Source organism: Streptomyces sp. NPDC020898 (genome assembly GCF_044333925.1).
Classification (GTDB): Bacteria; Actinomycetota; Actinomycetes; order Streptomycetales; family Streptomycetaceae; genus Streptomyces.
In genome coordinates, this window is the sequence record NZ_JBIRRV010000025.1 from 1 (window position 1) to 21,382 (window position 21,382).

The following is a 21,382-nucleotide window of genomic DNA, read 5'->3' on the forward strand; positions in this document are numbered from 1 at the left end:
CAAGCTCCGATGCTCGACGACCCGGATCACGAGCCTCGTCCAAGCTGTCCTCACCCTCCAACTGGCCAGCTCAGACTGAGGATGGAAAAGGCTCACTGACGAGGAAACCGGTGCGGGTCGTCGGCCGTGGTGTTCCAACGGCGAACAGAGCGAGGATCTGGCGGTATGCGGACGACAGCGGCTCCGGGCCGCCGGGATCGCTCTCCTCGGCGATCTCCAGGACCGTCTCCCCACGCCACTTGCCGAAGTAGCCGAACACCGCGGCGGTGTACGGCGGGAAGTCATGCGGCAGATAGCACCACTGGCAGCCCACCCGGGCCTGATAGAGGATCGCGTTGACGATCTCCCGTATCTCGTACCGGCCCTGATGACCGCTGACCGACGGGTGCTTACCCTTCCACCCGGAGATAACCGGCCGGATCAGCTCCCACGCCTCGTCCGACAGGTCGCTCGGGTACGGCTGCCGATCGTTCCCCTTGCCGGGGTGTAGTCACTGGCCGAGCTGATTCGGTTTTGGTTGCGGGAGGGACTGGCGGTCGTCCTCGGCCGCCGGGCGCGAAGTGCGTCCTGCCCCGAGCAGAATCACGCGCTCATCGACCGCGTGCCGGACGACGACCTCGAAGCCGTGGTACAAACCCTGCGGCCGTTCATAGGGCCCGCGACCCGACCGGCGCGCCCCTCGTTCATCGGCATGGGCCGGTCCGGGCACTCCGGCACGTCCGCCCGCGCGGATGAGATTCTGCGGGAGACAGGGTTCGGCGAGTGATCGTCGTCACCGCACCCCGTTCCCCCGCCGGCCCCTGACTCACGCCCCCAAATGCCGCTCCACAAACTCCAGTTCAAGCCGCACCTGCTTGATCCGTTCGTCCACCACCAGGGATCCGTGTCCCGCGTCGTACCGGTACACCTCGTGCACCGCGCCCCGCGTCTCCAGGCGCTTCACGTAGTTGTCGATCTGGCGGATCGGGCAGCGCGGGTCGTTCACGCCGGCCGAGATGTACACCGGGGCCTTCACCGCGTCGACGTACGTCAGGGGCGAGGACGCCTCGAAGCGTTCCGGGACCTCCTCCGGCGTACCGCCCAGCAGCGTGCGGTCCATCGCCTTCAGCGCTTCCATCTCGTCGTGGTACGCCGTGACGTAGTCCGCGACCGGCACCGCCGCGAGGCCCAGTGTCCACGCGTCGGGTTGGACGCCGAGGCCGAGCAGCGTGAGGTAGCCGCCCCAGGAACCGCCGGTCAGGATCAGCCGGTCGGGGTCCGCCAGACCGGACGTCACCGCCCATTCCCGGACCGCCGCGATGTCCTCCAGCTCGATCAGACCGACCCGGTGCTTGAGGGCGTCGGTCCACTCACGCCCGTACCCGGTGGACCCCCGGTAGTTGACCCGCACCACCGCGTACCCGTGGTCGACCCAGGCGGCGGGCCCCGCCGCGAACGCGTCGCTGTCGTGCCAGGTCGGCCCACCGTGAATGTCGAAGACCGTCGGGAAGGGGCCCTCGGCCCCCGCCGGCTTCTGCACCAGCGCGTGGATACGGCCGCCCGGCCCCTCCACCCACACGTCCTCCACCGGCACCGAACCCGGCGACTTCAGCCCGGGCGGGTCCAGGACCACCGCTCCCGTCGTCGAGCGCACCGACGACGGCTGCGCCGCCGACGACCACAGGTACTCCACGCTGCCGTCGGGCCGGGCCGTCGCCCCGGAGACTGTGCCGGTGAGGGTCTCCACCTTCACCAGCTCACGGTCGCCCAGGTCGTAGCGGAACAGTTCACTGCGCGCCTCGAAGCTGTGCGCGACGAGCAGACCCGAACCGTCCGGATACCACTCCGCGCTCACATCGCCCGGCAGCTCCAGCGCGAGGTCCGTCTCCTCACCGCTCACCACGTCCCACACCAGCGGCTCCCAGCGGCCCCGCCGCTGATGCCCGACGAGCAGCCGCGTGTCCCCCTCGACGGGCGCGAAGCCCAGCACCTCCAGGCCCAGCTCCTCCGCACCGCCCTTGGTGTCGTCGAGGTCGGCGACCGTCGTACCGTCCGGGCGCAGGACGCGCAGCGCCGAGTGCATCGCGTCGCCGTGCTCCGTGTGCTCGATCGCGATCAGCGAACCGTCGTGCGAGAGGTCACCGACACCCGCCGACTCGCGGTGCCGGTAGATGACCACCGGGGACGCGTCGGCCACCGCCAGGTGGATCGTCGTCCCCTCCTCGTCCGTCGAGCGCCCCACGATCGCCGTACGGCCGTCCCGGCCCAGCGCGAGGCCCGCCGGGTACGAGGCATCCAGGCCGGGGGTCGCCAACGCGTCCCCGGCGCCCTCCGTCCCGCCCCCGAACGGCTGGCGGCGCCACACGCCGAACTCGTCGCCGTCCTTGTCGTCGAACCACCAGATCCACTCGCCGTCGGGCGACAGCACTCCGTCGGTCGTGCCGTTCGGCCGGTTCGTCACCTGACGCTGCTCGCCCGTCGCGCGGTCCCAGGCGTACAGCTCGTACGTCCCCGTCGCGTTGGACACGAACAGGGACCGGTCCGGCGCGTCCTCCGCCCAGTCCGGCAGTGACACCCGCGGCGCCCTGAACCGCTTCTCCCAGTCCGGCACGGTCGTGTTCGGCGTGGACCCGTTGCTCTCAGTCATGACCCCATACTGCCCGCCCGGCACGACATTCCGCCGCCGAGGTCCCCAGCCTGTGGAAAACTCCACGAGGGATCGCACATATCCACAGGTCAGGGCCGATTGTCAGTGGTCAGGTGCAGACTCTGCCGCATGACCGACACAGCCGATGCAACCGATGCATCCGATCTGCGCAAGACAGTCGACAGGTTCTGGGCCACCGCCGAGGCCCGGGACTGGGACGCGTTCGCCGACACCCTGGCCGACGACGTCGTCTACACGCTGCCCCAGACCCGGGAGCGGATCAGAGGCAAGGAGCGGTTCGTCCGCTTCAACCGGGAGTTTCCGAGCGACTGGCATCTGCGGATCGAGCGCGTGGTCGCCGAGCCGGGGCACGTCGTCACCTGGCTCATATTCACCGTGGGACAGGAGGAGATGCCCGCCGTCTCCTTCTTCACCGGCGACGAGAAGGGGAACATCACCTCCATGACCGACTTCTGGCCCGAGCCGTACGAGCCCCCGGCGAACCGCGACCACCTGGCAGAGCTGACGGAGCGGTACTGACGGCGCGGTACTGACCGAGCGGACCCCACGGGCGGGGGCCGGACGGCGGCACCGTACCTTTGAAGGCGTGTACCGGTTTCTGCTGACGCCCCGTTGGTGGGGGATCAACGTCTTCGTGCTGCTCGCCATCCCCTTCTGCGTGTTCATGGGGTCGTGGCAGCTGAGCCGGTTCGAGGACCGGGTGCAGGACCACAGGACCGCCACCGAAGAGGTCTCCGCGGAGCAGACGGAAGCCGCCCGGCCGCTCGCCGAGCTGCTGCCCGTCGACAAGAAGACCTCCGGCGACCGCACCACGGCCACCGGACGCTACGGCGAACAACTGCTCGTCCCGGACCGCCAGTTGGACGACCGGAACGGCTACTACGTCCTCACTCTGCTGCGCACCGACGGCGGCGAGGCGCTGCCCGTCGTACGCGGCTGGCTGCCCGGTACCGCGGACCCCGCGAAGGCACCGGCCCCGCCCGCCGGCGAAGTCACCGTCACCGGTGCGCTCCAGGCGTCCGAGACCCCCGGGTCGAACGGCGTGAGCGCGGCGGGCGGCCTCCCGGCCGGGCAGACCGCGGCGATCAGCGCGGCCTCGCTGGTGAACCTCGTGCCGTACGACGTGTACGACGCCTGGGTCACCCTCGACAAGGGCGACTCCGGGATGACGGCCGTACCCGCGACCGCGCCCGCGGACACCGGGCTCGACCTGAAGGCGTTCCAGAACCTCGGCTACACCGGCGAGTGGTTCGTCTTCGCGGGCTTCGTCGTCTTCATGTGGTTCCGGCTGATGCGCCGCGAGGTGGAGTTCCTGCGGGACGCGGAGCTGGGAATCGCCGAAACACCCGCCGCCGAGGAGACCGCGACCGTCCGCGCAGGCGCCTCCGCCTGACCCTCTCCACCTGCCCCCCTCCCTGGGTGCTACCGCGTACGTAGCACCCAGGTATGACTTCGCGGGGTGCTACGTGGTCTCCGCCATGACCCCGGTCTTGTACACCGTGCCCGCGCACGCGTTCGAGACCGTCGCGGACACCGTGGGCGAACCGGCCTCCGCCGTGTAGGACACCGTCACGCTGCCGTCGGCCGTGCCGCCGTCCGTGAGCAGCTGGGTCGTGGTACCGGTGTCGCCGACCGCGGCAGTGGTGCTCGAGTCGGTGCTCTCGGTCGGTGTGGGGGTCGGCGACGGCGTGCCCGTGGAGCCGCCGTCGGTCGTGCCGCCGTCAGTGGTCCCGCCGTCGGTGGTGCCGTCGTCGGTCGTGGGGCAGGTCTCCGAGGGCACCCAGGCGAACTGCACCTGGAAGGCCGCACCCGGCGCGAGTACCAGTCCGCTGACCGAGAGCGACGGGTCGGGCAGACCGCCGGCCGCGTCCCCGGCCGTGTGGTCGGACGTGGACACCTTCGCCGAGTCGGCCGCGCCCGCCACGAATGTCGACACGGAGCCGTTACCGCCGACCGTACAGCTGGTGCTGGAGACGTTGACGACGCGGAACGTGCCGTAGGCCACGCCGGTGGTGTCGGCGCCGTTGGCCGACCCGGTGGCCGAGCCCAGCTGGGCGGCGTCACAGACGGGCGCGGACCCGGAGGAGGGCGCCGAGTCGGTGCTCCCGGTCGTACCGGTGCTGCCGCTGTTCGTGTCGGGGCCCGTCGCACTGGCCGAGGGGACGCTCGTCGGGCCGTCACCGACGGTGCCGGAATCGCCCCCGGAGGTGCTCTCGCCACCGTCCGGGCCCTTGCCCTTGTCCTCGTCGTCCCCCGCCTGCGAGCCGTGGCCCGCGATGACGGAGGGGTCGGAGCCGGTGGCGTTCGAGACGTGCAGCAGGGCCGGGACGGCGGTGCCGATGAAGAGGGCGGCGGCCGCCATACCGATGGCGGCGTGCCGCTTGCGGGCCCGTCGGGCGGGCACCGCGCGTCGAAGATGGTCCAGCACGGCGTCGGTGGGCTCGATGGCGCCCACCGCCTGATGCAGCATCCTGCGCAGTGCCAGCTCTTCCGAGTCGAGCCCATCCAGGCTCTGGTCGTCGGGGCCGTGGTTCACAGTTCCGTTCCCAGCATGCGGTCGCTTGTGCTCTTGCTGCTTCTGTTCTTGATGCTTCTGTTCCAGCTGCTCGTGTTCTTGCTGCTCGTGTTCTTGCTGCTTGCGTTCTCGCTGCTTCGGAACACTACCGGTCCGGAATTCCTCGGGCCGGAAACCGTCGTTCGGGGTCCCGTCCGCGCGGTCGCTCATACCGGTTCCTCCATGGCGATGCGCAGCGCGGCGATCCCCCGCGAGCCGTACGCCTTCACCGAGCCGAGCGATACACCCAGCGTCTCGGCGACCTGGGCCTCGGTCATGTCCGCGAAGTAGCGCAGGACGAGGACCTCGCGCTGACGGCGCTGGAGGCCCTTCATCGCCTTGATGAGGGAGTCGCGCTCCAGCAGGTCGTACGCCCCCTCCTCCGCGCTCGCCATGTCCGGCATCGGCTTGGAAAGGAGCTTCAGGCCGAGGATGCGGCGGCGCAGCGCGGAGCGCGAGAGGTTCACCACCGTCTGGCGCAGATACGCGAGCGTCTTCTCCGGGTCACGGACGCGCTTGCGCGCCGAGTGGACCCGTATGAAGGCCTCCTGGACGACGTCCTCGCAGGACGCGGTGTCGTCGAGGAGCAGCGCCGCGAGGCCGAGGAGGGAGCGGTAGTGGGCGCGGTAGGTCTCGGTCAGATGGTCGACCGTCGTGCCCGCCGTCGCGCTCTCGTCGCCGCCCTCGCGCTGGTTGGGTATGCGGGCCGGCCGCGCTGCGGGCATCGGCGCGATCACCGGCATGCCGCCGGCAACACCGGGCGGACGGGGTCGGCGCGGTGGACGCAGGGCTGTGCCGCGCGTCGCCGCTCTGAAGTCCAGTACCTCTGCCACGCATGTTGGACACGCTTCCCCCCGTCAGGGTTGTACGCATCCGGCATTGATTTTGCGTCGTACGACACAGCCGGGAGTGCCCCAATAGCCCTCATGCGTCCCGCTCTTCCCCTAAATCCATGGTGATCGCGCGCCCCCTACGCCCCGGAAGGGCGACCGCAAAGACGCTCCCCGCCCTCCTCGTGGTTGCGGGAGAGCGGGGAGCAAAATCTTCGAACGCGAAAGAGCACAGTTCTCACCTTGATCCTACAAACGTTTTCTGCCATCACCAGGGTGATTTTCGGCAAGATCAACGGCAGGTCAGGGTGAGCCAGGGCGGGTCAGGGCGGGTCAGGACAGCTCGGCCGCCACCAGTTCGGCGATTTGTGCCGTATTGAGGGCGGCTCCCTTGCGCAGGTTGTCACCGCAGACGAAGAGTTCCAGCGCGGTGGGGTCGTCCAGCGCCCGCCGGACCCTGCCGACCCAGGTGGGGTCCGTACCGACCACGTCCACGGGGGTCGGGAACTCCCCCGCCTCCGGGTCGTCGAACAGGACGACCCCCGGCGCGGTGGCGAGGATCTCCCGGGCGCCGGCGACGGTGACCTCGCCCTGGAAGCGGGCGTGCACGGTCAGGGCGTGCGCGGTGACGACCGGGACGCGTACGCACGTCACGGCCACGGGCAGCTTCGGCAGCCCCAGGATCTTGCGGGACTCGTCCCTGACCTGCATCTCGTCCGACGACCAGCCGTCCGCCCGCACGGACCCGGCCCACGGTACGACGTTCAGCGCGACCGGCTCCGGGAACGGCCCCGTCCCCTCGCCCACGGCCCGCCGTACGTCGCCGGGGCTGGTCCCCAGTTCCGTACCGGCGACCAGGGACAGCTGCCGGCGCAGCGTCTCGACGCCGGCCCGGCCCGCCCCACTCACCGCCTGATACGTGGACACCACCAGCTCGCGCAGTCCGTACTCGGCGTGCAGTGCGCCCAGGGCGACGATCATCGACAGGGTCGTGCAGTGCGGGTTGGCGATGATCCCGCGCGGGCGCTGCCGTACCGCGTGCGGATTGACCTCGGGCACGACCAGCGGGACCTCGGGGTCCATCCGGAAGGCGCCGGAGTTGTCGACCACGACAACGCCCTTGGCGGCGGCGACCGGGGCCCAGTGCCCGGCGATCTCGTCGGGTACGTCGAACATGGCGACGTCGACGCCGTCGAAGGCCTCCTCCGACAGCGCGATGACCTCGACCTCCTCGCCGCGCACGGACAGCTTGCGGCCGGCCGAGCGCGGGGAGGCGATCAGGCGGATCTCACCCCAGATGTCCGCATGCTGGGACAGGATCTGGAGCATGACCGCGCCGACGGCGCCGGTCGCTCCCACGACCGCGAGCGTCGGGCGCGCGATCGATCGGGGACCGGCAGTCGATCGAGTACCGGCCATCAGCGGCCGGTGCCTCCGTAGACGACGGCTTCGTCGCTGTCGGAGTCGAGGCCGAAGGCGCTGTGCACGGCGCGGACCGCCTCGGGGACGTCGTCCTGGCGGGTCACCACCGAGATGCGGATCTCGGATGTCGAGATGAGCTCGATGTTGACGCCCGCGTCGGACAGCGCCTGGAAGAAGGAGGCGGTGACGCCCGGGTTGGTCTTCATCCCCGCGCCGACCAGCGAGATCTTGCCGATCTGGTCGTCGTAGCGCAGCGAGTCGAAGCCGATCGCGCCCTTCGCCTTCTCCAGGGCGTCGATGGCCTTGCGGCCCTCGGACTTGGGGAGGGTGAAGGAGATGTCCGTGAGACCCGTCGAGGCCGCCGACACGTTCTGCACGATCATGTCGATGTTGACCTCGGCGTCCGCGATGGCACGGAAGATCACCGCGGCCTCGCCCGGCTTGTCCGGGACGCCGACGACCGTGATCTTGGCTTCGGAGACGTCATGGGCGACTCCGGAGATGATGGCGTGCTCCACCTGCTGGTCCCCTTGCCACTTGGGCTTCTCGTTGCTGACCCACGTGCCCGGCAGTCCGGAGAAGGACGAGCGGACGTGGATCGGGATGTCGTAACGGCGGGCGTACTCCACACACCGGTGGAGCAGCACCTTGGAACCGGACGCGGCCAGCTCCAGCATGTCCTCGGAGGAGATCCAGTCGATCTTCCGGGCCTTCTTCACCACACGCGGGTCGGCGGTGAACACGCCGTCGACGTCGGTGTAGATCTCGCACACCTCGGCGTCGAGCGCGGCCGCCAGCGCCACAGCCGTGGTGTCGGACCCCCCGCGCCCCAGCGTGGTGATGTCCTTCTTGTCCTGGCTGACGCCCTGGAACCCGGCGACGATGGCGATGTTGCCCTCGTCGAGCGCGGTCCGGATGCGGCCCGGCGTGACGTCGATGATCCGGGCTTTGTTGTGGACCGAGTCGGTGATGACACCCGCCTGGCTACCGGTGAACGACTGGGCCTCGTGGCCCAGGTTTTTGATCGCCATGGCCAGCAGCGCCATGGAGATCCGCTCTCCGGCGGTCAGCAGCATGTCGAACTCACGCCCGGCAGGCATCGGAGACACCTGCTCGGCGAGATCGATCAGCTCGTCCGTCGTGTCGCCCATCGCGGAAACGACCACGACCACCTGGTGGCCGTTCTTCTTCGCTTCCACGATTCGCTTGGCGACGCGCTTGATGCCCTCGGCATCGGCTACGGATGAGCCTCCGTACTTCTGCACGACAAGGCCCACGTGCGCTCCTCGCTCAGTCCGTCTCGGTCCGTCTGCGGTCGACTCAGTCTAACGAGCGGCCGAAAACCCTTTACGGGGTATCGCATGGTGAGATGTCCCGCTCACCAAGCGATCACCGGTGGGATCTACGGCCGCTCGGAACGGCTCCTGCCCATCCGTTCGCGGGATACGCGTAACGCCTGTGAATTAAGTTTCAAGGACCAAGGACTAAGGTTCGGCTGTGCGCGTACTCCTGGTGGAAGACGATGAACCGGTCGCCGAGTCCCTGCGTCGTGGCCTGCTGCGCTACGGCTTCGAGGTGGCATGGGTGTCCACGGGCGGCGCGGCGCTCAGCCACGACGAACCGTACGACGTCGTCCTGCTCGACCTCGGCCTGCCCGACACCGACGGCCTGGACGTCTGCCGGGCGCTACGCGCTCGCGGTGACGTCCCGATCATCGTCATCAGCGCCCGCAGCGACGAGACGGACCGCGTCGTCGGCCTGGAGCTCGGCGCGGACGACTACGTCTCCAAGCCCTTCGGCGTACGAGAGGTCATCGCGCGCATAAGGGCGGTGATGAGACGTGCCCAGCCGCGCGCCGATGCCGCCGCGGCCGGCCCCGACGCGTACGGCACCCGCCTGACGATCGACCGCAAGGCCGCCCGCGTCCGCCTCGACGGCGACGAGATCGCCCTCGCGCCCAAGGAGTACGACCTGCTCTCCTTCCTCACCGAGGAGCCGGGCGCGCTGATGTCGCGCGAGCAGATCATGGAAGCGGTCTGGGACGCGAACTGGTTCGGGCCGACCAAGACGCTCGATGTCCATGTGGCGGCGCTGCGGCGGAAACTGAAGGGCGCGATCGTCATCGAGGCGGTACGGGGGGTCGGTTTCCGCCTGGAGATCGCCAAGGACGACAAGAGCGAGAAGAGCGAGAAGGACGACACGGGCAAGGGCTCGGGCGCCTCATGAACCGGCAGCTCATCCGCAGTTACATCCTGCTCGTCGCGGTCGCCATCCTGCTGTTCACGGTGCCGGTGGCGTTCACGCTCACCACCCAACTGCGGGACGACACCAAGCAGTCCGTCCTGCGCGAGGCCCAGACCATGGCGTTGCTGCTGGGCAACGGCGACAGTACGTCCTGCGAGGCCCTGACCAAGGTGGCCAGGGCGTACGACGACACCGTCCAGGCGACACGGACCGACCGCTGCGCCCCGGACCTGCCGAAGCCTGTCGCGGACGCGGCGCTGACGCGGGCCGTGAAGGACAAGAAGCCGACGACCGACTGGGGTTCGGCCTTCGTGTGGGGCAAGCACCTGACGGTCACCGTCCCCGCCGAGGACGACGCGGCCGTACGGATCGTCTACTCGACCTCGGACATGACGAAGCGGCTGTGGCAGATCTGGGGCTTCCGGGCCGGCCTCGCCGTGCTGGTCCTCGCGGCTGCCGCCGCCATCGGCGCCATCGCCGCCCGCCGTATCACCGCCCCCCTCCGCGAACTCAACGGCATGGCCGCCAAGTTCAGCGACGGCGACCTGACCGCACGCTCGCAGGTGACGGGCCCGCCGGAGACACAGACCCTGGCCCGCACCCTCAACCAGGGTGCGGAGCGCCTCGACACCCTGGTCGCCTCGCAGCGGATCTTCGTGGCGGACGCCTCGCACCAACTCCGTACGCCCCTCACGGCGTTGCGTCTGTCGCTGGACAACATCGCGGACGGCACCGACGACGACTTCGTACGGGAGGACGTGGAGCAGGCGACGGCGGAGGTGGTCCGGATGAGCCGCCTGGTCAACGGGCTGCTGGTGCTGGCCCGGGCCGAGGCGAAGGTCACGGCGGCGGAACCGCTGTCCCTGCGGGACATCGTGGACGAGCGCCTGGCGGTGTGGAGGCCGGCCGCCGACGAGCGCGGAGTCACCATCGCGCTCATGGGGGGATGGGGTGTCGACGGCCGGCTGCTTGTGCTGGCCAGCCCCGGTCATCTGGACCAGGTACTGGACAACGTGCTCTCCAACGCCCTGGAGGTCTCACCGGACGGCGGGACGATCACCGTGCGGGCCCAGTCCAGGGGGGACGAGATGGAACTGACGGTGGCGGACGAGGGTCCCGGCATGTCCGACGCCGAGAAGTCCCGCGCCTTCGACCGCTTCTGGCGCGGCCAGGGCCTCACCGGGCGCTCCGGCTCGGGCCTCGGCCTCGCCGTCGTCAAGCAACTCGTGACGGACGACGGCGGAACGGTGACCCTGGCGGACGCGCCCGGCGGCGGACTGTGCGTCCGGATCACCCTCCGGGCCGCGCAGCGGGGGGCTTAGCCCTCGGGCATCATCGACGAGTGGTGGTTGACGATCAGCCACTGGCCGCCCCGCTTCTCGTACTCGTACGTGTAGCGGGCGTCGACTCTCTTCTTCTCGCCGGTCTTCGGGTCGGTGAGGATGAAGTAGTACGAGCCGGTGTCGATCGCCGAGTTGTTGTCCAGGACGTTGATGATCGTCTTGGTCTTCGTGCCGACCGGCTTGTTCTCCAGGAAGTGGTGGAAGTAGTCGGCGATCTCGGTGTGGTTGGTACGGATCTTGTTGGAGACCGTCGGCAGCAGCACCGCGTCGTCCGCGTACCGCGCGGTGACCTTGTCCTCGTCGCCGGTCTGCAGGGTCTTGTTCCAGCCGTCGAACAGGGCCGCGATCTGCTTCTTGGTGGGCTTCGCCGGCTTCGATTCGCCACCCGCCGCACTGACCCCGACCGTCACCGTGGCTGCGGTGACAAGGGCGGTGGCGGTGACGAGGGCGGCGCGTATGCGGGTCTTGCGGGTCATCGCAACTCCTGTGCGGCTGGGGTGGTTTCCTTCCTCCGCGTCTCCTGCGGTGGAAGTGACTCCAGCTTCGCTTTCCGCTGGTTAGCGCCCGTGCAGCGGACGTACAGGGTGCGGGAAGGACGACTCCAACTCACATACGGCGACCGCCTCGTCACGCCATGAAGTCGCCCCCGGACACGCCGAAGGGGGTCGGGCGTCCGCCCAACCCCCTCTTCCCCCCTCTTACTTCACGTGCCGCTTACTTCACGTGCCCGCTCTTACTTCACCGTCCGCAGGCCCAGCGGCTCCGCGATCTCCTCCGCCATCACCTTGCCGGCCGCCTCCGCCAGGGCCTCGTCGCCGAGGTCCTGGTCCGTGTCCAGGCCGTCCAGTTCCTCCAGGGGCTGGTTCAGGCGGACGTGGGCCACCAGGGACTGGAGGGCGCGGAGGGTCGCCGAGGCGGTCGAGCCCCAGTTGGAGAAGTACGAGAACTGCCACCACCACAGCGCCTCGGTGGTGCGGCCCGCGCGGTAGTGGGCCATGCCGTGGCGCAGGTCGGCGAGGACGTCGGCCAGGTCGTCGGAGATACGGGCCGGGACGGGCGCCTTGCGGGGCTCGTACGGGTCGAAGACCTCCGAGTAGACGTCCACCGGGTCCAGCATCAGCGCCAGGCGTTCGCGGATGTCGTCCACGTCCGGTTCCGGGCCCATGTCGGGCTCGTAGCGCTCGTCCGGGAGGATGTCCTCGTGGGCGCCGAGACGGCCTCCGGCCAGCAGGAGCTGGGAGACCTCCAGGAGGAGGAAGGGGACCGCCGAGTCGGGGTCCTCGCCCTTCGCGACCTCCGTGACGGCGACCAGGAAGCTCTCGACCTGGTCCGCGATCTGGACCGCGAAGTCGTCGGGATCCTGCGTCGTGTTGTGCAGCGTGGCGTCAGACATCTAGGAGTCGTCTCCCCTCGAAGGCGCGGCCGAGAGTCACCTCGTCCGCGTATTCCAGGTCGCCACCCACCGGGAGGCCGCTGGCCAGGCGGGTGACCCTGAGGCCCATGGGCTTGATCATGCGGGCGAGGTACGTGGCCGTGGCCTCGCCCTCCAGGTTGGGGTCCGTGGCGAGGATCAGCTCGGTGACCACACCGTCGGCGAGACGGGCCAGGAGTTCCCTTATCCGGAGGTCGTCGGGACCGACACCCTCGATCGGGCTGATCGCGCCGCCCAGGACGTGGTACTTGCCCCGGAACTCACGCGTCCGCTCGACCGCGACCACATCCTTCGGCTCCTCGACCACGCAGATGACCGACAGGTCGCGTCGCGGGTCCCGGCAGATGTTGCACAGCTCTTCCTGTGCCACGTTTCCGCAGGTCGCGCAGAAGCGGACCTTGGCCTTCACTTCGAGGAGCGCGTGCGCCAGCCGCCGTACGTCCGTCGGCTCGGCCTGGAGGATGTGGAAGGCGATCCGCTGCGCGCTCTTGGGACCGACGCCGGGGAGTCGCCCCAGTTCGTCGATGAGGTCCTGGACCACGCCTTCGTACAACGGACTGCCTTTCCGTGCATCGGTACAACGGTTGCCTCGTGCCTGCTGTACGTACCGTAGTTGGCCGCTGCCCACCTGAGGAAGGCGGGACGGGGGGCGCGCGGTGCGAACGTCAGAACGGCAGGCCCGGAATACCGCTTCCGCCGCCGCCCAGACCCTGCGCCAGCGGGCCCAGCTTCTGCTGCTGAAGCTGCTGCGCGTTCTCGTTCGCCGCCTGTACGGCCGCCACGATCAGGTCGGCCAGCGTCTCGGTGTCCTCCGGGTCGACCGCCTTCGGGTCGATCTTGAGGGCCCGCAGCTCACCGCCGCCCGTCACGGTCGCCTTGACCAGGCCACCACCCGCCTGCCCGTCGACCTCGGTCCGCGCCAGCTCCTCCTGCGCGTTCGCCAGGTCCTGCTGCATCTTCTGGGCCTGCTGGAGCAGCTGCTGCATGTTGGGCTGGCCACCACCGGGGATCACGATCAGCTCCTCTTTCGCGTCGTTCACCTACGAATTTGGCGTTCAGCCTGAGCCTACGTGGTCGGCGCGGGCGTCGCCGCAGCACTCTTTCGAGTGAGCCGGTTCCCTGGCCTATACCTGATCAAGGACTTCTTCCGAGCGGAAAAGAAACGAAAGCCCGGTTACCGCCACCCATTGGGCGGTAGGAAGGGGGCGGCACGACAGGTTCACAACAGCATCAAGGGTCACGCGGGCGCCCGTACGGTGTCACGCACCGTGATGAATCGTGGGTCGGTCTGCTCAGTTGCAAGCAGCGCAATAGCTCAGTTGCTCAGTAGCTAAGTTGCTCAGTTAAGGGAGTGCCGGGTGAGCCAGCCGGAGATGCAGCCCGATGGGCCGCCCCAGGGACCGCCCCCGGAGGGGCGGAGCGACGTTCCCGCCGGGCTCCGGCCCGGAGACCTCACCGGCCGCCCCTTCCCCCTCGGCGACTGGGGCGAGCCCGCGCCGCGCCTCGACGAGCTGTACCGGTGGGTGGAACAGGGCGCCCTGGAGACGGCGGCCTGGTACCTCGCGGACCGGGTGTGGAAGCGGCGGTGCGCGCGAGCACTGCGTACGGGCGCCGCGCTCGGGGCGATCACCGGGGCCGCGCTGCCGTTGCTCGGCCTCACGGGCCTGATGAGCGGGGTCGCCGCCTGGGGGTATCTGGCGCTGCTGCTCGGGGTGGCGTGCGTGGGCATCGACCGGTTCTTCGGGGTCACCTCGGGGTGGATAAGGGATGTCGCCACCGCACAGGCCGTACAGCGGCGGCTTCAGGTGCTCCAGTTCGAGTGGGCCTCCGAGAGCGTGCGCGAAGTACTGGGCCCGACGGAGGGAACGGCCAGCGAGGCCGCCGACCGCTGTCTCGGCGTACTGCGCAGATTCTCGGAGGACGTGACGGAGCTGGTGCGGTCCGAGACGGCGGACTGGATGGTCGAGTTCCGGACGGGGTCGGCTCCGCTGGGCATCCAGTCGGCGGGGATGGGGGTGCCGCGGCAGGACGCGACGGTGCACCAGGGGCGGTTCGGGATCGCGCCGGGGGCGCGGCCGAATATGCCCCGGCAGAGGCCGCCGGAGGCGCGGTGAGGTAGATGGCCCGTGTGTAACGAAGAAACCCCGTCAGGGATTACCTGACGGGGTTGCGACTTCATGCACCAGGACCTGAGAAGGTTCGACACGCCTCGACCCCACTGACGAGGTCCCCCCCGTACCCGAATGCCTCCCCGATCGACACGTACCGCCCGCACTGCCCCCGCGTGAGCGGCACCGACAACGCGTCCAGGACCCGGAGAAACAGCCGGAACCCCAGGTCGGGATCGACCAGGTCGACGACCTGCTCCAGGGCGTTCGTCACGGTGGAGTCGGTGATGTCGTGGTCGTACGAGTTGGCCGTGCGCACCGCCAGCGCAGGCACCACCTCCCTGAGTTCCCCCCGCACCTCTTCCGTCAGGCCGACAGGGTAGGTACGCGGCACGAAAGGCGCGGCCTCGTACGCAGGCGCAACCTCACGCAGCCGTTGTCGGCACACGTCCACGATCTGCCCGAGCCAGTCCCGACCCTCAGCGTCAATGCCCCCGCCGAGACTGCCGTTCGACGCAGCCTGCCACAGCGTGGTGATCGTGTCGGTGGACAGCGGAGACTCCCGCAACCGGAGCACGTCGTCGAGCAGGACCGCCGCCTGTGAGCCGGGAGCCAGACCCGCGTCCGCGAGAACCAGCCGCTCGATGTTCTCCCGCACGGTGCCCTCGTACTGCCATGAGCCCGAGAACAGCGAGGTGAGGGCCGACAGCCCGAAGTCGAACACGAAGTCGCGCCGACCCGGGTCAAGAGGCGGCCACCGTACGTGAAGTTCTTCGAACACGGCCCTCCCGGGGTAGGCAAGGAGGTCCCCGAGTGCCAGTAGGCGGTCGTACTGCTCCTTCTCCACCGGCACCGCGTACGCCTTCAACACTCGCAGGAGTAGGCGGAGTCCGAGGTCGGCGTCCGCCTCGGTCACGACGGCCGCCACGGCCGGGGCGATGTGCGGCACCGCGACGGCACGGGTCAGGGTGTCCGCCACAGAACCGATCTCCCGCAGCACCGCCCCCCGCAGTTCCTCCTCCGCGACCACCGGCGCGAGGCTCGTCACGGCAGGGCTCGGCTCCTCCCTCGTACGGACCGGACAAACATCGGCTAGCCGACGCAGCCACGTACGCCCGTCCATGCCATGACCGACCGGGTCGAAGCAGCCGCGGGTGGCGGCGAGCCACACCCTGTGCAAGACCTCCGCCGGGAGGCTGGACGCGAGCAGCTTCCGTACGTCCAAGCCCAGTTGGTCGTCTTCGTCCTGGCCGCAGACCTGCTCGGTGGCAAGGCTCAGGACCGCCGACACGTCGAAGGACCCCGTCCGGGTGCCCAGCTCCGGCAGCTTCCCCGCCAGCCCGCTCAGTCCGAAGTCCTCCTCATAGTCCGCGTAGTACAACTCGCGTGGATTCACCACGGAGACCCTCCTCACTCTCTGCTCACAGATGACAGGGGAACGGGCACCCCTGGTGGCAGAGGGGTGCCCGTGTGTCGGATACGCGCCCTGCTGTCAGCTCTTCGGGAGCGGGAAGGACGTGTAGACGACGAACTTGCTCGGCTTGTGGGACTTGCCCACGTATCTCAACACGATCTGAACCGTGTTACTCGCGGCCTCTCCGGCTCGGCTTCCGCCTCTCGTAAATACGGTGCCGAGCGACCCTCTGTCCCTGAGCGTCCACTTGAATGGGAGTGTGTCGTCCTCTGCGACGAAGAAGTAGCCCGGCTTCGACTGCTTCTTGGCTTCGCGAATCTTCCAGGCTTCCAGCTTCGCCGCATTGCCCGGCTGCTGAATCCACTCCCTGAAGGCGTCGTCGACGGCGCTCACGGCGGTCGCTTCGTCCGCCCACTTCGTCACGATGCCTTCCGTCTGCGCCTTGTTGTACGCAGCCGTTGCGTCGCCGTTGATGTGCTTCGCCTTGGTGTGCGCCCCCGCAATGCCCTCGTCCCCGAGGATGTTGGTGCAGTTGTGGACGAGTACGTCCTGCTCTGCCACGCCGTGGGTGCGCACGAAGAAGGTGTGCGTCCTGTCCACCGTGAGGTCGTAAACCTCGCTAGGGGCGAGGCCCGTGCGGTCCCGGAGGGCCGTCACGGTCTGGACCGTCCCGGACGGGGTGCGCAGCCGATCGCCCACCCGCAGGTCGGAGACGATGGTCCAGCCCCGGTCGACGACGAAGAACCGGTGTCCGATCGTGCTGGTCAACAGACCGCCACCGACCGTGATGTCCACCATGTGCTCGGTGTAGTGCCGGAACGTGTCCGTCACCGGCTCCGACCGGAGCAGGCCGGTGCCGGGGGCCTCGGCCAGCACGCGGTCACCTCGGCGTACTCCGCTGATCGCCTTGTGGCTGCCATCTGCCATCAGCACACGGGTGTCACCGGGGAAGCTGTTGGTCCTGCACGCCGCCACCACGTCCTCGTAGGTGTTGACTGTGCTCTCGATCTTGGACAGCGTCGCGGGGTCCAGGTCGAGGGCCCTCAACGCCTTGAAGGCGTCGGTGACGCCGATGCCTGTCCTCATCGCGGCGTCCAGCGCGCGGATCGCCTCGGCAACCGTTGCGAACGCCTTGCCGGGGACGAAGTTGCTCGCCGCCCAGGCGCAGCCGCTGCCGCTGCCGTGCCAGCAGTCGACGAAGTCCTGGACCAGGACCGCCTTGATGACCTGGTACATGAGGGTCTGCTGGATCAGCTGCAGCTTCGTGAAGTGTTGGGTGATCTCCTTCTCCAAGCCCTTGAGGGGCTTGCTTTCCAGGAGCAGCGTGTCCTCTGACGGGCAGCCACTGGCGGAGGCCGGTACATCGGGGTTGTTGCAGAGGAAGAAGTCGACGGTCACGTTGAACGTGACCAGGAACGTGACGGTGCAGCCCTCGAAGCCAACCTCGATCACGCAGTCGTTCTTCTGCTTGGTGTCGGTGATGTCGAGGGTGTCCTCGTCGACGACGTACCAGGTACCGCCGATTCCGGTGCCCGCACCGGTGGAGACCTGCTTGTTCGCGGCGTTGCGTGCCGCTTCCTCTGCTGCCTTCTGCGCCTCCTGGGCGTACTTCAGTGCGTCCTTCGCCGCCTGTTCCGCCTCCGTGGCGGCGGTGTCGGCGCGGTCGGCGGCGGCTCGGGCGTCCCTGGCGGACTGCTCGGCCGTGGCTGCGGCGTCGCGGGCGGCCTGGGCGTCGAGGGCTGCCTGGTCGGCGGCGGCGCGGGCGTCCTTGGCGTAGCCCTCGGCGCGTCCGGCTGCCTGGTCGGCGGCGGTCGCGTCGGCGGTGGCCTGACGGTCGTACTCGATGGTGCGAGCCAGAGATGCCGTCGCCTGTGAGGCTGCCTTGGCCGCGTCGGCCGCGTAGCCGAGGGCCTCCTTGGAGTAGGTGCGGGCGGTGGCCGCGTGGGCGGCGGCGTTGGCCGCGTGCTGGTAGGCGATCTTCGTGTCGCCCGTCGCCTGTTCGGCGAGGTTCTTGGCCGCTGCTGCTTCCGCCTGCGCGTTCTTGGCGTGGGCGTCGGCGACGGCCTGCTGCTGTGCGGCGATCGACTTCGCCGCCTGACCGGCCAGCACGACCAGGCCGGCGGCCGAGTCGGTGGTGACGTAGGGCGAGCCGAGCTCGATCGCGTCGTTGGCCGGCTTGGCGACCTGGGCGGCGGCGTTGCCCGCGTCGACCGCGGCCTGCGCGGTGACATGGGCGAAGCCCGCGGCCTTCGCCGAGGCGGCCAGGGCCTTGGCGGCCTCCTTGTTCGCCTCGTCCGCCTGGGACTTGGCGGTCTTGGCCAGCCTCTGCGCCTCGTCCGCCAGCTCGACGGCCGTCCTGGCCTCGGAGGAGGCGTGCTGAGACGCCGTGATGGCGTCGGCCACGGCGCTGGTCGCCGTCGCGACGGCGGCGTCGGCCCTCAGTTTCGCGGCCTGGGCGGCGTCCGCGTTCGAGCGGGAGCGCTTGGCGGCCGCTTCGGCGCGGGTGGCCGCGGCATCCGCCTCGGCTGCCGCCTGGGTGGCAGCGTCCGCTGCGACCCGGGAACGGCCGGCAGCTGCCTCGGCGTCATCCGCGTGCGCGGAGGCCGCGTCCGCTGCCGCCCTGGACTCCCCCGCGCTGCTGTCGGACTCGTGGGCCTGGGCGAACGCCTCCTTCGCGTCCGCCTTCGCACGGGAGGCGTCCGCCTTCTGCTCGGCGTCCCAGGCGTCGTCCCGCAGATCGCGGGCCCTGTCGCGGGCCGTCACCGCGTCGTTCTTCCGCGCGGTCGCGGTCGCCTCGGAGGCTTCGGCCTTCTCCTTGGCGTCCTTCGCGTTCGCGGCCTCGGCCTGCGCGTTCTGCTTGTGCTGGTTGGCCTCGATCTGCTTGGCGGTGGCGGTGTCCTTCTCCGCCTTGGCCGTCTTCTCCTCGGCCTCGGCCGCGAGCCGCTTGGCGCGCGCGTCGGCGGCGGCCACCTTCGCGTCCGCTTCAGCCTTCACCGCGACGGCGAGTTTCGCCTCCGCCGTCTCCTTGTCCTTCTTGGCGTTGTCCCGGTGCAGCTTGGCCGCGTCCGCCGCGGCCTTCGCCTGCAACTCGGCCGCGTGCGCGGCCTCCTTACGGAACTCGGCGGCGACCTGCGCTGCCTGGGCGTGAGCCCGCTGCGCGATCGTCTCGCTGTCTGCCGCGGCTGCCCTGGTCGCGGCCTCGGCGGTCTCACCGGCCTTCACCGTCGCCGTCAGCGCCGCCACCGTCGCCTTGGTGACCTGTGCTTTCTGCTGACCGACCAGAAGCCCGCGGCCCCGCGGGGCACCGGCGCCGTCCGCGATGCCGTACGCGGCCTGCTCGGCGGCGTCGGACGCGGTGGCCGCCTTCTTGGCGTTCTCCAACTGGGTCCTGATCGTGGCCAGTTGCTTCTTCGCCGCCGCCTGGGCGTCGGCGACGACCTTCTTCGCCTTGTCGAACTCGGCCTTTTTCGGGTACACGGCACTGTCCATGCCCTTGTGGCCGGACGGCTTGATCAGGAACTTCTGCGCACTGGTGTCCTTGCAGTCCCAGAGCCGCGTGTCCGTGCCCTTGGTGAGCGCACTCAGGTCCAGGCACTTGCCCGTGGTCACGCTCCTCAGGGGCGAGGTGGCGCGGACGTCGCCCTTCCACGACTGCCCCGCGGACTTGTAACAGTCCGTAATCACGATCTTCGTGCCGTTCGCCGCGTTGTTCCCGGCCACGTCCAGACACTTCTGCGAGCCGACGTTGCGGAGGCGGAGGTCACCCTCGCTGCCTTCGAGCGTCCACTGCTGGGACGCGCCGGCGTCGCAGGTGAAGAGATGGACCGGTGTGCCGTTGGTCTTGGCACCGCCCTTGACCTTCAGGCAGTTGCCCTTCGCGCCCGGCACCTCGATCGTCACGGGGCTGTCGCCGATCCAGCCCAGCCCGCCCGCCGACCAGTAGTCCTGCCAGCGAGTGGAGTAGTCCGCGAGCCATGACTGGCCGAGGGTCTGCCCGAGGGCGAACGTGCCGTCCCGCAAGGCGTTCGTGGCGTTGAGGCCGGCGGTGAGGATCTGCTGCCGCTGGGTGGCCTGCGAGGCGATCTCCCGCTGCCACTCGGCGGACGCCTGCGCCACCTCCTTGCCGAGAACCCGGTTCGGGTCGATCGGTGCGTGCCACGCGCACGACGCGAAGCGGGCCTTCAGGTCCTCGACCGCGATGCGGAACTCCGGGGTGTCCGCGGCCGGGGCCGTACGGGGGAAGCCGCCGGAGGCCAGGAAGATACGGGCGTCATCGGCGAACACTCTGGGAACGAACAGCACATCGGGTTCGATCTTCCCCGAGTTCTTCTTCCACAGCTTCCACGCCTGCTGCTCCGTCGGTGTCCCCCCGGTGGTGTACAGCGGGTCGCCGATCGCGAGCGCGGCGGCCTTCGTCTTGTCGTCGGCGGTGGGCGACGGATCGTAGAACGGGGAGAACAAGTCGATCGAGCTGCTGTACGACTGCGACACCCACTGTTGCAGCCCGGTCTGCTCGTAGATCTTGAACTCGTCGTCAGGCTCGCCAGGGTAGAAACTCAAGCCGGTGACGGCGTTGGTAAGCGCGAACTCCTGGGCGAACATCTTGTCGTCCCACTGCTTACTGCTGGCGCTGTCCGCGCTGAATGCCTGGTGCAGCGGGGTGGTGGAGTCTGCGAGGTCCCGACGGAGCTTCTGGTGGAGCTGATCGGCAGGCAGCCCGACGGCGTTCTGCGCGAGGGCGAACAGGTTGGGCCCGCCCTTGCGCAGGCCATAGGCGGCCACGCACTGGTCCTCGCGCAGTTGCTCGGCCGCTTTGGTGTCGAAGCCGTCGTACGAGTCTCCCGTCGCGGCGACAGGCTGTGCCGCGTCCCGGCCGAGCAGGCCGGGCTGGACGGCCAGTCCACCGAGGACGGCCAGGGCTGCTACGGACGTGACGGCGGAGGTGAACGTGGCGGAGGTTCGTGATCTGGGGTTGAGCAATCCCGGTCTGAAGCGCAAAAGCAAATCCTTTGTAGAAGGCGAGTGAGAGCAGGCAGACAGACAGGGGTGACTGCCTGGGCCGCCCGAAGAGAGGGAGGGTGGGACACGCGCGGGTCAGCTCGCCGTCCCGGTGCGGGAAAAAGGGCCGCAGACAGCAGTGGTCAAGTAGGCGTTCACAACGAGCCGGCATCGCGGCATGACGAACCAATCCCCCGTGGCGGCACAGTTCCCCCGGGCCACCGAATGACGTGCACGCGTCACGGCAGGGGCGTGGTCAAGGCCCTCACGTCAACGCGCGGCGCTCACCATAGCCACAGGCCGACAGGGCATGACAAGGGGTGACCTCGACGTCCGGGGCGCGGAACGGAAAACCATTTGCACGGCTCCGGACAGCACGGCACATGCAAA

17 protein-coding genes and 1 pseudogene are annotated in these 21,382 nt (G+C 69.3%); 5 read left to right on the forward strand and 13 right to left on the reverse strand.

The annotated features are described in order from the left end of the window. Positions 1-70 precede the first annotated feature (70 nt). The 3 genes and pseudogenes from ACH4TV_RS42960 to ACH4TV_RS42970 form a co-directional block, all read right to left on the reverse strand. Positions 71-259, reverse strand: coding sequence for a hypothetical protein (locus ACH4TV_RS42960; RefSeq protein ID WP_398406842.1), 189 nt, complete (start codon positions 257-259; stop codon positions 71-73). 11 nt (positions 260-270) lie between these two features. Then, positions 271-445 (reverse strand): annotated as a pseudogene (locus ACH4TV_RS42965) (transposase); the annotation flags it as partial. Between the two features lie 360 nt (positions 446-805). Further along, a complete protein-coding gene (locus ACH4TV_RS42970) occupies positions 806-2,626 on the reverse strand; it encodes a S9 family peptidase (protein ID WP_398406843.1) in 1,821 nt (606 codons plus the stop codon). 129 nt (positions 2,627-2,755) lie between these two features. Here ACH4TV_RS42970 and ACH4TV_RS42975 point away from each other — a divergent pair, with 129 nt between their 5' ends. Continuing rightward, positions 2,756-3,166: a nuclear transport factor 2 family protein gene (locus ACH4TV_RS42975; RefSeq protein WP_398406844.1), complete on the forward strand. Its 411-nt coding sequence runs from the start codon at positions 2,756-2,758 to the stop codon at positions 3,164-3,166. 67 nt (positions 3,167-3,233) lie between these two features. Beyond that, a complete protein-coding gene (locus ACH4TV_RS42980) occupies positions 3,234-4,040 on the forward strand; it encodes an SURF1 family protein (RefSeq protein WP_398406845.1) in 807 nt (268 codons plus the stop codon). Positions 4,041-4,109: 69 nt separating this feature from the next. On the opposite strand, the gene ACH4TV_RS42985 is transcribed toward ACH4TV_RS42980, so the two are convergent. From ACH4TV_RS42985 to ACH4TV_RS43000, 4 genes are all read right to left on the reverse strand, one after another. Beyond that, positions 4,110-5,183 (reverse strand): hypothetical protein, encoded by a 1,074-nt coding sequence (locus ACH4TV_RS42985; protein ID WP_398406846.1) that lies wholly within the window; start codon positions 5,181-5,183, stop codon positions 4,110-4,112. 185 nt (positions 5,184-5,368) lie between these two features. After that, on the reverse strand, positions 5,369-6,034 hold the full coding sequence (locus ACH4TV_RS42990; RefSeq protein ID WP_398406847.1) for a SigE family RNA polymerase sigma factor: 666 nt from the start codon (positions 6,032-6,034) through the stop codon (positions 5,369-5,371). A gap of 330 nt (positions 6,035-6,364) precedes the next feature. Beyond that, positions 6,365-7,450 (reverse strand): aspartate-semialdehyde dehydrogenase, encoded by a 1,086-nt coding sequence (locus ACH4TV_RS42995; protein WP_398406848.1) that lies wholly within the window; start codon positions 7,448-7,450, stop codon positions 6,365-6,367. Continuing rightward, positions 7,450-8,730 (reverse strand): aspartate kinase, encoded by a 1,281-nt coding sequence (locus ACH4TV_RS43000; protein ID WP_398406849.1) that lies wholly within the window; start codon positions 8,728-8,730, stop codon positions 7,450-7,452. Before ACH4TV_RS43000 ends, ACH4TV_RS42995 begins: the two co-directional genes overlap by 1 nt. Positions 8,731-8,950: 220 nt before the next feature. Between ACH4TV_RS43000 and ACH4TV_RS43005 the strand changes: the two genes are divergently transcribed. Both ACH4TV_RS43005 and ACH4TV_RS43010 read left to right on the forward strand, forming a co-directional pair. Beyond that, positions 8,951-9,679, forward strand: a complete 729-nt coding sequence (locus tag ACH4TV_RS43005) for a response regulator transcription factor (protein WP_398406850.1) — start codon at positions 8,951-8,953, stop codon at positions 9,677-9,679. Continuing rightward, positions 9,676-11,019 (forward strand): sensor histidine kinase, encoded by a 1,344-nt coding sequence (locus ACH4TV_RS43010; RefSeq protein ID WP_398406851.1) that lies wholly within the window; start codon positions 9,676-9,678, stop codon positions 11,017-11,019. Before ACH4TV_RS43005 ends, ACH4TV_RS43010 begins: the two co-directional genes overlap by 4 nt. Here ACH4TV_RS43010 and ACH4TV_RS43015 read toward each other — a convergent pair. From ACH4TV_RS43015 to ACH4TV_RS43030, 4 genes are all read right to left on the reverse strand, one after another. Further along, a complete protein-coding gene (locus ACH4TV_RS43015) occupies positions 11,016-11,516 on the reverse strand; it encodes an SgcJ/EcaC family oxidoreductase (RefSeq protein WP_398406852.1) in 501 nt (166 codons plus the stop codon). The genes ACH4TV_RS43010 and ACH4TV_RS43015 overlap by 4 nt on opposite strands. A gap of 257 nt (positions 11,517-11,773) precedes the next feature. After that, the gene (locus tag ACH4TV_RS43020; RefSeq protein WP_398406853.1) at positions 11,774-12,433 is read right to left on the reverse strand and encodes a DUF5063 domain-containing protein; all 660 of its coding nucleotides are present in this window, start codon (positions 12,431-12,433) and stop codon (positions 11,774-11,776) included. Continuing rightward, a complete protein-coding gene (recR, locus tag ACH4TV_RS43025; RefSeq protein ID WP_398406854.1) occupies positions 12,426-13,025 on the reverse strand; it encodes a recombination mediator RecR in 600 nt (199 codons plus the stop codon). The genes ACH4TV_RS43020 and recR overlap by 8 nt, the downstream gene beginning before the upstream one ends. A gap of 112 nt (positions 13,026-13,137) precedes the next feature. Beyond that, the gene (locus ACH4TV_RS43030) at positions 13,138-13,485 is read right to left on the reverse strand and encodes a YbaB/EbfC family nucleoid-associated protein (RefSeq protein ID WP_398406951.1); all 348 of its coding nucleotides are present in this window, start codon (positions 13,483-13,485) and stop codon (positions 13,138-13,140) included. Between the two features lie 345 nt (positions 13,486-13,830). Here ACH4TV_RS43030 and ACH4TV_RS43035 point away from each other — a divergent pair, with 345 nt between their 5' ends. Then, positions 13,831-14,586 carry an SLATT domain-containing protein gene (locus ACH4TV_RS43035; RefSeq protein WP_398406855.1) on the forward strand — a complete coding sequence of 252 codons (756 nt, stop codon included), beginning with the start codon at positions 13,831-13,833 and terminating at the stop codon, positions 14,584-14,586. A 61-nt stretch (positions 14,587-14,647) separates the two neighbouring features. On the opposite strand, the gene ACH4TV_RS43040 is transcribed toward ACH4TV_RS43035, so the two are convergent. Then, a complete protein-coding gene (locus tag ACH4TV_RS43040) occupies positions 14,648-15,979 on the reverse strand; it encodes a hypothetical protein (RefSeq protein WP_398406856.1) in 1,332 nt (443 codons plus the stop codon). Positions 15,980-16,072: 93 nt separating this feature from the next. Next, a complete protein-coding gene (locus tag ACH4TV_RS43045; RefSeq protein WP_398406857.1) occupies positions 16,073-20,992 on the reverse strand; it encodes a ricin-type beta-trefoil lectin domain protein in 4,920 nt (1,639 codons plus the stop codon). Between the last annotated feature and the right edge of the window lie 390 nt (positions 20,993-21,382).

What these genes read in the sequence shown, in the direction of transcription:
- ACH4TV_RS43010 (WP_398406851.1), top strand. Translation starts at nt 9,676, where the DNA reads ATGAACCGGCAGCTCATCCGCAGTTACATCCTGCTCGTCGCGGTCGCC.
- ACH4TV_RS42975 (WP_398406844.1), top strand. Translation starts at nt 2,756, where the DNA reads ATGACCGACACAGCCGATGCAACCGATGCATCCGATCTGCGCAAGACA.
- ACH4TV_RS42995 (WP_398406848.1), bottom strand. Translation starts at nt 7,450, where the DNA reads ATGGCCGGTACTCGATCGACTGCCGGTCCCCGATCGATCGCGCGCCCG.
- ACH4TV_RS42970 (WP_398406843.1), bottom strand. Translation starts at nt 2,626, where the DNA reads ATGACTGAGAGCAACGGGTCCACGCCGAACACGACCGTGCCGGACTGG.
- ACH4TV_RS43015 (WP_398406852.1), bottom strand. Translation starts at nt 11,516, where the DNA reads ATGACCCGCAAGACCCGCATACGCGCCGCCCTCGTCACCGCCACCGCC.
- ACH4TV_RS43020 (WP_398406853.1), bottom strand. Translation starts at nt 12,433, where the DNA reads ATGTCTGACGCCACGCTGCACAACACGACGCAGGATCCCGACGACTTC.